Here is a 13,553-nt window from a genome sequence, read left to right on the forward strand (position 1 = left end):
AGAGAATGAGCAAAAAAGTAGTGGACATCGTAAGCGACATGGTACAGCCAATTTTAGATGGCTTACAGCTTGAACTCGTTGATGTTGAATTTGTCAAAGAGGGTCAAAACTGGTTCCTTCGCGTATTTATTGACTCTGACAAAGGCGTCGATATCGAGGAGTGTGCCAAAGTGAGCGAAGCCTTGAGCGAAAAGCTTGATGAGGCAGATCCAATTAGCCAAAACTACTTTCTTGAAGTGTCCTCTCCTGGAGCGGAGCGCCCATTAAAGAAAAAAGCTGATTTTGAAAAAGCACTTGGAAAAAATGTTTTCATGAAAACATACGAACCAATTGATGGTGAAAAGGCATTTGAAGGTGAGCTTACAAGCTTTGATGGTGAGATTGCAACAGTGACAGTGAAGATCAAGACAAGAAAGAAAGAGATCAATATTCCATACGAAAAAATTGCTAACGCAAGATTAGCAGTTTCGTTCAATTAACCTTTTCATTGATATAAGGGGGAACCATAAAAATGAGTAGTGAGTTGTTAGATGCCCTGACTGTTCTTGAGAAAGAGAAGGGCATTAGTAAAGAAATTATTATTGAAGCGATAGAAGCTGCACTCATTTCTGCATACAAGCGTAATTTTAACCAAGCACAAAATGTGCGTGTTGATTTAAACCGTGAAACGGGAACGATTCGCGTATTCGCAAGAAAAGATGTTGTAGATGAAGTGTATGATTCTCGTCTTGAAATCTCTGTAGATGATGCAGCAAATATCAACCCGAATTACATGGTTGGTGACGTGGTTGAAATTGAAGTCACACCAAAAGATTTCGGACGCATTGCAGCTCAGACAGCGAAACAAGTCGTGACGCAGCGAGTGAGAGAAGCAGAGCGAGGTGTGATTTACACTGAGTTTATCGATCGTGAGGAAGACATCATGACGGGAATCGTTCAGCGAATTGACAGTAAATTCATTTACGTGTCACTTGGCAAAATCGAAGCCCTTCTTCCGGTCAACGAACAAATGCCAAATGAGGACTACAAACCACATGACCGCATTAAAGTGTTCATTACGAAAGTAGAAAAAACAACAAAAGGACCACAAATTTATGTATCAAGAACACACCCAGGTCTTTTAAAGCGTTTATTTGAAATCGAAGTGCCAGAAATTTATGATGGTACTGTAGAGCTTAAATCTGTCGCTAGAGAAGCAGGGGACCGTTCTAAAATATCTGTTCGTACAGATGATCCTGATGTTGATCCAGTTGGTTCTTGTGTAGGACCTAAAGGTCAGCGTGTACAAGCAATTGTCAATGAGCTGAAAGGCGAAAAAATTGACATTGTTCATTGGTCTAATGACCCGGTTGAATTTGTTGCCAATGCGTTAAGTCCATCAAAAGTTCTTGATGTCATTGTAAATGAAGAAGATAAGGCGACAACTGTCATTGTCCCTGATTATCAGCTGTCATTAGCCATTGGCAAAAGAGGTCAAAATGCGCGTCTTGCAGCGAAACTAACGAGCTGGAAGATTGACATTAAAAGCGAAACAGATGCAAGAGAACTCGGTATTTTCCCAAGAACTGAAGACTCTGAATCTCTTTTCTTAGAGGCTGAACCAGTAGCTGAGGAATCTGACGAATAAGAGGTGATATAAAAGGTGAAAAGCCGAAAAAAAATCCCGCTTAGAAAATGCGTCGTGACGGGAGAAATGAAACCAAAGAAAGAACTGATTCGCGTTGTTCGTTCAAAAGAAGGTGAAGTGTCTGTTGACGCAACCGGAAAAATGAACGGGCGGGGCGCTTACCTTTCTCTCGATAAAGAAACCATTCTTGCGGCGAAGAACAAACGTAGTTTACAGCAGCAATTTCAGACACAGATTGACGAACACATTTTTGAAGAATTACTAGAACTAGCTGAAAAGGTGAAAAAACCTAATGACTGAATCTGAATGGTATCCTTTGCTTGGTCTAGCAAATCGAGCTCGTAAAGTCGTGTCAGGAGAAGATCTGGTGATCAAAGAAATTAGACATGCGCGTGCTAAGCTGGTTCTTCTTGCAGCAGATGCCTCATCCAACACAGAGAAAAAGGTATCTGACAAATGCAAATTTTACAATGTTCCGGTTAGAAAAGTTGAAGACCGTTCCGTTCTCGGACGTTCTATTGGGAAGGAAGCTCGCGTAGTTGTCGCTGTCACTGACCAAGGCTTCGCTAAGAAGCTCATAAGCTTGCTCGATTAATTTATTTGGGGGTGAACGAATGGCTAAAGTGAGAGTATATGAATACGCAAAAGCCATAGATGTTTCAAGTAAAGATATTATAGCAGCGCTTAAGGATATGAACGTGGAAGTGAACAACCACATGGCGACGCTTGAAGACGACACTGTGAAAAAGCTAGACGCTATCTATAAAAAAGCCAAAGCAAAAGAGACAGCTAACGAGAAACCCGCAGAACAAAAAAAACAATCATCTAACAAAAACAATGATAGAAAGAAGAATGACGTGCAGAATAATCAATTTAATAAAAACAAAAAAAACAACAACCAAAACAAAAACAAAAATAAACGTGGCGGCAACAACAAGGCGCAGCATCAGCAAGCAAGACCTGTGAAGCCGAAAAAAGAGCTTCCTGAAAAAATTGAATTTACAAATTCAATGACAGTCGGCCAGCTTGCTGACGAGCTTGGCAAAGAAACTGCTGAAATCATCAAAAAACTGATGATGCTTGGTGTCATGGCTACGATCAACCAAGAGCTCGACAAAGATACAGTTGAATTAATTGCTTCTGAATATGGTGTTCCAGTAGAAGAAGTGATCATTTTAGAAGAAACTGAACTTGAAAAGTATGAAGTTGAAGATAAAGAAGAAGATATGCAAGTACGCCCTCCAGTAGTAACGATCATGGGACACGTTGACCACGGGAAAACAACGCTTCTTGACAGCATTCGTAAAACGAAAGTTGTTGAAGGCGAAGCGGGTGGAATTACGCAGCATATTGGTGCATACCAAATTGAAGAAAACGGCAAGAAAATCACATTCCTTGATACACCAGGACACGCAGCTTTCACTACGATGCGAGCACGTGGTGCTGAAGTAACAGATACGACGATCTTGGTCGTTGCAGCAGATGACGGTGTCATGCCGCAAACGATTGAAGCGATCAACCACGCAAAAGCGGCAGAGGTGCCAATCATTGTGGCTGTCAATAAAATTGACAAACCAACAGCGAACCCAGACCGCGTGATGCAGGAATTAACTGAGCATGGTCTTGTACCTGAGGCTTGGGGCGGCGAAACCATTTTCGTTCCTTTATCTGCAAAAACAGGTGAAGGCATTGACGAATTGATCGAAATGATCCTTCTTGTCAGCGAAGTAGCAGAATTAAAAGCCAACCCAAATCGTGCGGCAAAAGGAACTGTGATCGAGGCTGAGCTTGATAAAGGAAGAGGTTCTGTTGCAACCCTTCTCGTTCAAACTGGTACACTTCAAGTAGGTGACCCAATCGTTGTCGGAAATACATTTGGCCGTGTACGTGCAATGGTCAATGACATCGGACGCCGCGTGAAAACTGCAGGACCATCTACACCTGTTGAAATCACTGGTTTAAATGATGTGCCGCATGCAGGGGATCAGTTCCTCGTATTCAAAGATGAAAAAACAGCTCGTCAAGTCGGTGAGGCGCGTGCGTCTAAACAACTTGATGAACAGCGTTCAGACAAAGCGAAATTATCTCTCGATGACCTATTTGAGCAAATCAAACAAGGTGATGTGAAAGATATCAACTTAATCGTAAAAGCAGACGTACAAGGTTCTGCTGAAGCACTGACGGCAGCTCTTCAAAAAATTGAAGTAGAAGGCGTCAAAGTGAAAATCATCCATACGGGTGTTGGAGCGATTACAGAATCTGATATCATTTTAGCAAGTGCTTCTAATGCGATTGTGATCGGATTTAACGTACGTCCTGATGGCAATGCGAAGAGCACAGCTGAAACAGAAAACGTAGATATTCGCTTACACCGCATCATCTACAAAGTCATCGATGAAATTGAAGCTGCGATGAAAGGGATGCTTGACCCTGAATATGAAGAAAAAGTCATCGGTCAAGTTGAAGTTCGTCAAACGTTCAAAGTATCAAAAATCGGTACAATTGCTGGTGGCTATGTCACTGAAGGTACCATTACTAGAGACAGTGGTATCCGCTTAATTCGTGATGGCGTCGTCATCTTTGAAGGCGAAGTCGACGTATTAAAACGATTCAAAGACGATGTGAAAGAAGTTTCACAAGGCTATGAATGTGGTATTACCATTAAGAAATACAATGATATCCGTGAAGGTGATGTCATGGAATCATTCGTTATGCAAGAAATCGAAAGAAAATGATCGGTTATACCGAGTGTGAGTGTATGATCTATGATGCATCCTCACTGAAGGAAAAACGTGCGGTTCTGCAGCGTATCATGACAAGAACGCGCCATAAATTCAATGTGACCATTGCTGAAATGGACTATCAGGATACATGGCAGCGTACTTCGATCGGAATCGCCGTTATTTCCTCCTCCCGGGTTCAAGTGGAAAAGGAACTTCAGCGTGTGTTAAGCTTTATTGATTCTTTTCCGGAAATTGAACGAACGATCACGAAAACTGAGTGGTTTTAACTAGAGGTGATAAGATCATGAGTATGAGAGCAACCCGTGTGGGTGAGCAAATGAAAAAAGAATTAGGCGACATCCTTGGCAGAAAGCTAAAAGATCCAAGAATCGGCTTTTTGACTGTAACGGATGTTGAAGTATCCGGTGATTTGCAAATTGCCAAAGTCTACATTTCTGTTCTTGGCGACGAGAAGAAAAGAGAGGAAACCTTAAAAGGCCTTGCAAAGGCGAAAGGGTATATCCGCTCTGAAATTGGCAATCGAATCAGACTTCGCAAAACACCAGAGCTTCACTTTGAATTCGATGAGTCTGTAGATTACGGTAACCGAATTGAAAGCCTGATTGCTGAACTAAACACAAAAGATCACGAATAAGACGTTGAAATAAGGATAGGCGATGATCGTCTGTCCTTTTTCATCGTTTATGAAAGGAGAGAACGCAGGTGCAAAACGGTGTTCTTTTATTACATAAAGAAAGAGGCATGACCTCTCACGACTGTGTGTTTAAAGTGAGAAAGATTTTACACACAAAAAAAGTGGGACATACAGGGACACTCGATCCAGAGGTTTCAGGTGTTCTGCCTATTTGTATTGGACGAGCGACAAAAATTGTGGAGTACTTAACAGATAAATCGAAAACGTATGATGCGGAAATCACCATTGGATTTTCTACAACGACAGAAGACCAAACAGGTGAAGTAGTAGAAGAAAAAAAGGTGCCGTTACCGATGTCAGAAGATGACATTGATGCTGCGTTGAAACAATTTGAAGGAACCATTGAACAGATCCCCCCCATGTTTTCTGCTGTCAAAATTGGCGGAAAAAAGCTCTATGAATATGCAAGGCAAGGCATTGAAATTGAACGTCCAAGCCGTGAAATTACCATTCATCGTATCGAGCGGACAACACCTGTCACATTTGAAAATGGAAAGGTATCCTTTAGATTCACCGTCCTGTGTTCAAAAGGCACATATGTGAGAACGTTAGCCGTCGATATTGGAAAAAAACTTGGGTTTCCAGCCCACATGTCTCACCTCATTCGCATAGGATCTGGTGACTTTACGTTAGATGAATGTATCACTCTTGATGAGTTGCGGGAGATCAGTGAGGAAGGAACGGTTGAGGAACATCTTGTGCCGATCGAGCGTGCGCTCAATCATTTGCCGAAATGGGAGATAAATGATACATTAGCAAGTAAAGTGGAAAACGGTGCAGTCCTACCTATGCCTGATGAATTTGCTCATTTTGCAGAGGAAGATCGTGTCGCTGTCTTTGCTCCTTCAGGCCGTTGTATGGCGATTTATATGAAGCACCCGACCAAACAGAACCTGATGAAGCCGGCGAAGATTTTATCACAGGACAAGCAATCTTAAAGAAAAGGTGACCATCTCGTGAAGACTATACATATTTCACACCCACATACATTGAATCAAAAGGATCAAGTCCCGTCTGTGATGGCTTTAGGGTATTTTGACGGTGTTCACCTCGGACACCAAAAAGTGATTGATGCAGCGAAAAACATTGCGGAAAAAGAGGGTTTAGCTCTAGCTGTTATGACTTTTCATCCGCATCCATCACATGTTCTCCAAAAAGCACGTGAACCAAAAGACTTAATCACACCGCTTGAGGATAAGATTGATTTTATCGAACAATTAGGTGCTGACTACTTATACATTGTGCAATTCAGCGAAAACTTTGCAGCACTGTCTCCTCAAGAGTTTGTCGATCAATATTTGGACGAACTGAATGTGAAGCATGCAGTCGCTGGTTTCGATTTTACCTTCGGCCGGTTTGGTGCAGGCACAATGGAAACGTTTGACGAATACGGGAAAGGGCGGATTGCTGCGACCATTGTACCTAAGCTTTCCAACCAAGACCGAAAAGTCAGCTCGACCCTTATACGTTCCGCATTGAAAAATGGAGACGTTGAATATGTGAGTGAGCTTTTAGGCAAACCATATCAGCTGCGAGGCATTGTCATTCATGGAGATAAACGAGGACGCACGATTGGCTTCCCAACCGCCAATGTTGGTTTATCTGCTGAATACATCATCCCGCCAACAGGCGTATATGCAGTGAGAGCGGAAGTGAAAGGCAAGGTGTATGACGGTGTTTGTAACGTTGGCTACAAACCAACATTTTATGAAAAACGTCCTGATCAGCCTGCGATTGAAGTGAACCTTTTTGATTTTAACGAAGAAATTTATGGTGAACCGATTAAATTACAGTGGTACAAACGGATTCGCAGTGAACAAAAATTTAACGGTATCCAAGAATTAACGGCTCAAATTAGTCAAGATAAAGAAGAAGCGATTCAGTTTTTTCAAGATCATCTTCATTAAACAAAAAAATCGCAGAAAAACCGCTCTATCATTTGCAAAATCGGCATATTTTTAGTATGATAATTCCTGTAGCTTTAAAACCACTTACTTGGCAGGCCGACTTCACCGACGGTTGCGAGGTAGATGGGGCTAACATGATTTGGAGGTGAAACAGGATGGCTATTACTCAAGAGCGTAAAACTCAATTAATTAATGAGTTCAAAACACACGAATCTGATACTGGATCTCCAGAAGTTCAGATCGCTGTCCTAACAGAATCAATTAACAACTTGAACGAGCATTTACGTACTCATAAGAAAGATCACCACTCACGTCGCGGTCTTTTGAAAATGGTAGGTAGACGTCGTAATCTTCTTACGTATCTACGTAATAAAGACGTAACTCGTTACCGTGAGTTAATTAACAAACTAGGCTTACGTCGATAATCGTAAAAAGCGGGAGGATTCCCGCTTTTTTATCGTATAATCACTAATATTTTATGGTTAAAATGTTGAAAGAATGGCAAAAACCCTTCTACATACAGCTTTCACATTGATATGTGAAAATCATTTTGTTCATAATAAGAAATAACCTAAAAACTTTACGACAAGAGAGGAGTTTATCTCAGAATGGGACAAGAGAAACAAGTCTTCACCATAGACTGGGCTGGACGTCAATTGACAGTTGAAACTGGCCAGCTTGCAAAGCAAGCAAACGGAGCGGTTCTCGTACGCTACGGAGATACGGCTGTGCTTAGCTCAGCAACAGCTTCTAAAGAACCAAAACCACTTGATTTTTTCCCGCTCACTGTAAACTACGAAGAAAGATTATATGCAGTTGGTAAAATTCCTGGTGGTTTCATTAAAAGAGAAGGCCGCCCAAGTGAAAAAGCAATCCTTGCGAGCCGCTTAATTGACAGACCGATCCGTCCACTATTTGCAGACGGATTTAGAAATGAAGTACAAGTCATTAGTATTGTCATGAGTGTGGATCAAGATTGTTCATCTGAAATGGCTGCAATGTTTGGCTCATCTTTAGCTTTATGTGTGTCTGACATTCCATTTGAGGGACCAATCGCTGGCGTGACAGTAGGACGAGTAGATGGAAAACTCATCATCAACCCAAATGTTGAGCAGCTTGAACAAAGCGATATCAACCTTGTTGTAGCTGGAACAAAAGATGCAATCAACATGGTAGAGGCTGGTGCTGATGAGGTACCAGAAGAAACAATGCTTGAAGCCATCATGTACGGCCATCAAGAGATCAAACGCTTAATCGAATTCCAAGAAGAAATTGTGAAAGCTGTCGGTAAAGAAAAAATCGATATTCCTTTATATGAAGTCGATCAAGCATTAGCAGAGGAAGTAAAACAACTTGCTGAAGCGGATCTACTGAAAGCGATTCAAGTACATGAGAAGCATGCTCGTGAAGATGCCATCAGTGCTGTGAAAAAAGCTGTCGTTCAAAAATTTGAAGAAGAAGAGCGTGACGAAGCAACGATTAAACAAGCGAAGGATGTCTTAAATAAGCTTGTGAAAAACGAAGTTCGCCGCCTTATTACTGAAGAGAAAGTACGTCCAGATGGACGCGGCGTCGATCAAATCCGTCCACTTTCTTCAGAAGTAGGACTTCTACCAAGAACGCACGGTTCAGGATTGTTTACAAGAGGCCAAACACAGGCACTCAGTATTTGTACATTAGGTGCACTTGGTGATGTACAGATTCTTGATGGTCTTGGTGTTGAAGAGTCTAAGCGATTCATGCACCATTATAACTTCCCGCAATTCAGTGTTGGTGAGACCGGCCCAATGCGTGGTCCAGGCCGTCGTGAGATTGGACATGGTGCGCTAGGCGAACGTGCATTAGAGCCAGTCATTCCATCTGAAAAAGATTTCCCTTATACGGTTCGCCTTGTATCTGAGGTGTTAGAATCAAACGGTTCTACTTCACAAGCAAGTATTTGTGCGAGCACACTTGCGATGATGGATGCAGGTGTTCCAATTAAAGCACCAGTTGCAGGGATTGCAATGGGACTTGTTAAATCTGGTGAATACTACACAGTGCTGACAGACATTCAAGGAATGGAAGATGCACTTGGAGATATGGACTTTAAAGTAGCAGGTACATCTAAAGGTGTAACAGCGCTTCAAATGGACATCAAAATCGATGGTCTATCAAAAGACATTTTAGAAGAAGCACTTCAACAAGCGAAAAAAGGAAGAATGGAAATTTTAGATAGCATGCTGTCAACGATTCCAGCTTCTAGAGGAGAATTGTCGCGTTATGCACCAAAAATCTTAACGATGACAATCAATCCAGATAAAATTCGCGATGTCATTGGACCAAGCGGTAAACAAATCAATAAAATCATTGAAGATACCGGTGTGAAAATTGATATTGAACAAGACGGTACAATCTTTATCTCTTCTACTGAAGAAGACATGAACCAAAAAGCGAAGAAAATCATTGAAGATCTTGTCAGAGAAGTTGAAGTTGGCCAACTTTACCTAGGTAAAGTAAAACGAATTGAAAAATTCGGTGCCTTCCTTGAAATCTTCAGCGGCAAAGATGGACTTGTTCATATTTCTGAGCTTGCACTTGAACGTGTTGGCAAAGTAGAAGATGTCGTGAAGATTGGTGACGAGCTACTCGTCAAAGTCACTGAGATCGATAAACAAGGCCGTGTAAACCTTTCTCGTAAAGCTGTTTTACGTGAAGAAAAGGAAAAAGAAGAAAAGCAGTCTTAATGAGAACAAATAAAATGTGTTAGAAGCCAGGTATCCGTGCCAGGCTTCTTTCTTTTCTTGCGCGTAACAATAGTTCTAGCTTGTTTCTCCCTATCATAATTTGTGGTAAAGGGGAGGGACAACCATTGAAAAAAACGATACCATTCTTTGTGTTTGTATTTTTACTGCTCGTGTCATATCAAACGATGAAGCAGCCGGCTGCTGTTACATATATGAATTCAATGAAAGAGCACGCCGAGGTAGCATCTGTTTCAAAAGATATTCTGTATCAAGAGATCGAATCGAAGTCTTCTGACTATGAAGAGAAGCCGCAAAATGCTAAGATTGATAAAGTGTGGAAAAAGATGCCTGGTTTAAATGGACAGACAGTCGATATCGATGCTTCTTACGAAAAAATGAAAAAACAGGGCTCTTTCGATGAAAAGCTGCTTGTTTTTAAAGAAACAGAACCATCTATCCATTTACATGAACTTGGTGCTGAACCTATCTATAAGGGACATCCAGACAAAAAGATGAATGCATTCCTGATCAATGTAGCTTGGGGCGACGAGCATTTAACAAAAATGTTGAATACACTAGAAAAGCATCAAGTGAAGGCAACCTTTTTCTTAGAAGGCAAATGGGTGAAAAACAGTCCAGACCTTGCTAAAAAAATCGTGGCAGATGGTCATGAAATTGGAAATCATTCATACAATCACCCGGATATGCGCACACTGACAAGAGAACGAGCATTAGAGCAGATGATTAAAACAAATCGCCAAATTGAAGAATCCCTTGGGAAAAAACCGATATGGTTTGCGCCTCCAAGTGGCAGCTTTAAAGAAGAAACAGTAAAGCTTGCGAAACAAGAAGGAATGGAAACCATTATGTGGACAGTAGACACGATCGACTGGCAAAAACCATCACCAGCTGTATTACAAAAACGAGTGCTTGGGAAAATTCACAATGGGGCGATGATATTAATGCATCCAACAGACGCAACAGCGAGAAGTCTTGACGCACTTATCACTCAAATCAAAGAAAGAGGATATGAATTAGGAACGGTTTCTGACCTCCTAAGTGAAAAAAGACATCCGTGATGCGATCTGTTTGTTGAATAGGAGGAGCAAAACTTGGTCAAAACGTATACATGCCAAAACGGAGTAAGAATTGTACTTGAAAACAATCCCACTGTAAGGTCTGTCGCAATTGGCGTCTGGATTGGAACAGGTTCTAGACATGAGACACCAGAAGTAAATGGGATCTCACACTTTTTAGAGCATATGTTCTTTAAAGGAACAAAGACGAGATCTGCACGTGATATCGCAGAATCCTTTGACCGCATTGGTGGTCAAGTGAATGCCTTTACGTCAAAAGAATATACTTGCTATTATGCAAAGGTACTTGATTCACATGCTGGGTATGCCCTCGATGTGTTGAGTGACATGTTTTTCAACTCTGCTTTTGACGAAGAAGAGCTGAAGAAAGAAAAAAATGTGGTCTATGAAGAAATTAAAATGTATGAAGATACTCCTGATGACATCGTTCATGATTTGTTAAGCAAAGCCATTTACGGTGATCATTCATTAGGTTATCCGATTTTAGGGACAGAGGAAACACTCTCTACTTTTAACGGTGATTCCCTTAGAAAATATATGGACGAATTCTATACGCCGGATCGCGTCGTCATCTCTGTAGCAGGGAACGTCGATGACACCTTCATTCGTGAGGTCGAAACATTATTTGGCTCGTATGAAGGAAAGGGGAAAAAGCAGCCTGTCGAAGCACCGCAATTCCACTATGACAAACTGACACGCAAAAAGGAAACAGAACAGGCGCATCTTTGCATGGGCTTTAACGGACTTCCTGCTGGAGATCAGGGCATCTATGACTTAATCGTCTTAAATAATGTTCTAGGCGGTAGCATGAGCAGCCGGTTGTTCCAAGACGTAAGAGAAGATAAAGGACTTGCGTATTCTGTATTCAGCTATCATAGTTCATTTGCAGATAACGGAATGCTGACGATCTATGGTGGAACTGGAGCGAAACAGCTGAATCTGCTATCTGAAACCATCTTACAAACATTAGACGTCTTAAAACGTGAGGGAATTACGCAGAAAGAACTTGAAAACTCTAAGGAGCAAATGAAAGGCAACCTCATGCTTAGTCTTGAAAGCACAAACAGCAAGATGAGCCGAAATGGTAAAAATGAATTACTCCTTGGCAAACATCGTACGCTTGATGAAATTATTGATGAAATCAATCGCGTCTCATTAGACGGCGTGAACAATTTATCGAAAAGAATCTTTACAGAAGATTATGCTCTCTCGCTTATTAGTCCAACGGGTGATGTACCTTCTGCTTAATCAAAAAAAGGCATGTCTTTTAAAAGAGATGCCTTTTTTTCATGTCTAAAGATTAATCAGCTAACTTGTTTTGCAGCTGATGAACAATTTTATTGATTGTCGAAAAGTGCTCGGTCAATAGTTCCTCATCTGCAAATTGAATATCAAAAACCTCTTCTAATTCCAAAATGAGTGAAACTGCTTTAATTGAATCGAGACCGTGATTTGTTAACTCTTCATCTGCACCAATAGAAATCTTGCTATCATCGTCCAAAGAACGCAGGACCAAATCCTTTACTTGACTTGATAGTGAAAGGGCATCCGTCGTTTCATTCATCTGCAACGCTCCTCTTTACAAATTTTCTATTCTTTACATAAATTAACTATATTAGAATGGAAAAACATTGTAAAGCAGTTTCGATATAAATAGGAATTGTTGATCATTCTCTTCAAATGAAAAATTTGGTAGAGTGAGAAGAAAAGAGACTGGGAAGGATGGATCAATCCATGAATAAAACAGACCTTGTGCAGCACATTCCCTTATTAAAAAAAGCGATCTCCATAAACCAGATTGATAAAGGCTATTCTCGAGATGAAAAATGGGTCGTGACGATGTCATCAGGTGAAAAGTATGTCCTTCGATTCACAGATCAAGACCAATATGACAAAATAAAGACGCAATTTGAGCTCCTTTCCCAATTAAGACGTCACGGTGTTCAGTGTGCTGATCCAGTGAAAATGGGTGTTCTAGATGAAACACAGCAAGTGTACTATATTTTATCGTTTGTAGAAGGTCAAGAAGCAAAAGAAATCATGAGTCAGTTAACAGAAGAACAGCAGTATGCGATCGGGGTAAGTGCAGGACGGGATTTACGAAACATGCATACATATCCAGCGCCATCACATATCGAACCTTGGGAAGAGCGTGTTGTGAAAAAGCATCATCGATATTTAACTGCTTATCGGGAAAGCGGTATCTCCATAGAAGGGGATGAAAAAGTTGCGCAGTTTATCGCACAGCACATCGATAAGGTGAAGGGAAGGCCTAACCAATTTCAGCACGATGACTTTCATTTAGGGAATATTATTATAAAGAATGATAAATATGCAGGCGTTATTGATTTTAATAATTTTGATTGGGGAGACCCCATTCATGATTTTTATAAAGTAGCTCTTTTCAGTAGAGAAACAAGTGAAGTCTTTGCGGCTGGTCAAATCAATGGGTATTTTGATGGTGAAATACCAGCTGATTTTTGGCAGCTTTACTCTGTATATGTCGCAATGAGCATCTTTTCATCGATTATGTGGGTCATTAAATTTGATCCAGGTCAAATGGATGAGATGATTGAAAGACTAGAAAATGTATTAAAAGATCACGATTATTTTCGTCAAATAGAACCTCATTGGTATACGCGTATCACTAGATAAAAGTGAAATATAGGACGATTAGGCGGTGATGGAAGTCGCTGCCTTTTCTGTTATAATGATACAAATTACACATTGTCATGAGTAGAAACATTTTATATAATCC

The 13,553-nt window shown here is 40.9% G+C and carries 15 protein-coding genes; 14 read left to right on the plus strand and 1 reads right to left on the minus strand.

The features are described from left to right. Positions 1 to 5 precede the first annotated feature (5 nt). The 13 genes from rimP (at position 6) to AC0VYC_RS08120 (ending at position 12,043) form a co-directional block, all read left to right on the plus strand. A complete protein-coding gene (gene rimP, locus AC0VYC_RS08060; RefSeq protein ID WP_008344744.1) occupies positions 6 to 479 on the plus strand; it encodes a ribosome maturation factor RimP in 474 nt (157 codons plus the stop codon). 32 nt (positions 480 to 511) lie between these two features. Continuing rightward, positions 512 to 1,627 (plus strand): transcription termination factor NusA, encoded by a 1,116-nt coding sequence (gene nusA, locus AC0VYC_RS08065; RefSeq protein WP_007499530.1) that lies wholly within the window; start codon positions 512 to 514, stop codon positions 1,625 to 1,627. Between the two features lie 15 nt (positions 1,628 to 1,642). Beyond that, entirely contained in the window at positions 1,643 to 1,927 is a 285-nt protein-coding gene (rnpM, locus tag AC0VYC_RS08070) for an RNase P modulator RnpM (protein ID WP_008344742.1), read from the plus strand. Next, positions 1,920 to 2,222, plus strand: coding sequence for a YlxQ family RNA-binding protein (locus tag AC0VYC_RS08075; protein ID WP_007499528.1), 303 nt, complete (start codon positions 1,920 to 1,922; stop codon positions 2,220 to 2,222). The genes rnpM and AC0VYC_RS08075 overlap by 8 nt, the downstream gene beginning before the upstream one ends. 19 nt (positions 2,223 to 2,241) lie before the next feature. Further along, a complete protein-coding gene (gene infB / locus AC0VYC_RS08080; protein WP_007499526.1) occupies positions 2,242 to 4,362 on the plus strand; it encodes a translation initiation factor IF-2 in 2,121 nt (706 codons plus the stop codon). Continuing rightward, positions 4,359 to 4,637: a DUF503 domain-containing protein gene (locus tag AC0VYC_RS08085; RefSeq protein WP_017359071.1), complete on the plus strand. Its 279-nt coding sequence runs from the start codon at positions 4,359 to 4,361 to the stop codon at positions 4,635 to 4,637. Before infB ends, AC0VYC_RS08085 begins: the two co-directional genes overlap by 4 nt. Positions 4,638 to 4,654: 17 nt before the next feature. Beyond that, positions 4,655 to 5,005 (plus strand): 30S ribosome-binding factor RbfA, encoded by a 351-nt coding sequence (rbfA, locus tag AC0VYC_RS08090; RefSeq protein ID WP_007499525.1) that lies wholly within the window; start codon positions 4,655 to 4,657, stop codon positions 5,003 to 5,005. Positions 5,006 to 5,073: 68 nt separating this feature from the next. Beyond that, the gene (gene truB, locus AC0VYC_RS08095; RefSeq protein WP_268382638.1) at positions 5,074 to 6,003 is read left to right on the plus strand and encodes a tRNA pseudouridine(55) synthase TruB; all 930 of its coding nucleotides are present in this window, start codon (positions 5,074 to 5,076) and stop codon (positions 6,001 to 6,003) included. Between the two features lie 18 nt (positions 6,004 to 6,021). Beyond that, positions 6,022 to 6,972: a bifunctional riboflavin kinase/FAD synthetase gene (gene ribF, locus AC0VYC_RS08100; RefSeq protein ID WP_178930143.1), complete on the plus strand. Its 951-nt coding sequence runs from the start codon at positions 6,022 to 6,024 to the stop codon at positions 6,970 to 6,972. Between the two features lie 155 nt (positions 6,973 to 7,127). Further along, a complete protein-coding gene (gene rpsO, locus AC0VYC_RS08105; protein ID WP_008354438.1) occupies positions 7,128 to 7,397 on the plus strand; it encodes a 30S ribosomal protein S15 in 270 nt (89 codons plus the stop codon). A 183-nt stretch (positions 7,398 to 7,580) separates the two neighbouring features. Then, complete coding sequence (gene pnp / locus AC0VYC_RS08110; RefSeq protein ID WP_007499522.1) at positions 7,581 to 9,698, plus strand: polyribonucleotide nucleotidyltransferase; 2,118 nt, start codon at positions 7,581 to 7,583, stop codon at positions 9,696 to 9,698. Positions 9,699 to 9,823: 125 nt separating this feature from the next. Further along, entirely contained in the window at positions 9,824 to 10,777 is a 954-nt protein-coding gene (locus tag AC0VYC_RS08115) for a polysaccharide deacetylase family protein (RefSeq protein ID WP_417894595.1), read from the plus strand. 33 nt (positions 10,778 to 10,810) lie between these two features. Next, positions 10,811 to 12,043 carry a M16 family metallopeptidase gene (locus AC0VYC_RS08120; protein WP_041090488.1) on the plus strand — a complete coding sequence of 411 codons (1,233 nt, stop codon included), beginning with the start codon at positions 10,811 to 10,813 and terminating at the stop codon, positions 12,041 to 12,043. Positions 12,044 to 12,095: 52 nt separating this feature from the next. Here the strand turns inward: AC0VYC_RS08120 and AC0VYC_RS08125 are convergent, their stop codons facing one another. After that, positions 12,096 to 12,359 (minus strand): acyl carrier protein, encoded by a 264-nt coding sequence (locus AC0VYC_RS08125; protein ID WP_052463354.1) that lies wholly within the window; start codon positions 12,357 to 12,359, stop codon positions 12,096 to 12,098. A gap of 170 nt (positions 12,360 to 12,529) precedes the next feature. Between AC0VYC_RS08125 and AC0VYC_RS08130 the strand changes: the two genes are divergently transcribed. Next, on the plus strand, positions 12,530 to 13,450 hold the full coding sequence (locus AC0VYC_RS08130) for an aminoglycoside phosphotransferase family protein (RefSeq protein WP_335350599.1): 921 nt from the start codon (positions 12,530 to 12,532) through the stop codon (positions 13,448 to 13,450). Positions 13,451 to 13,553: the final 103 nt, after the last annotated feature.

The sequence above is a fragment of the Bacillus sp. iso_77 genome, from assembly GCF_056173625.1.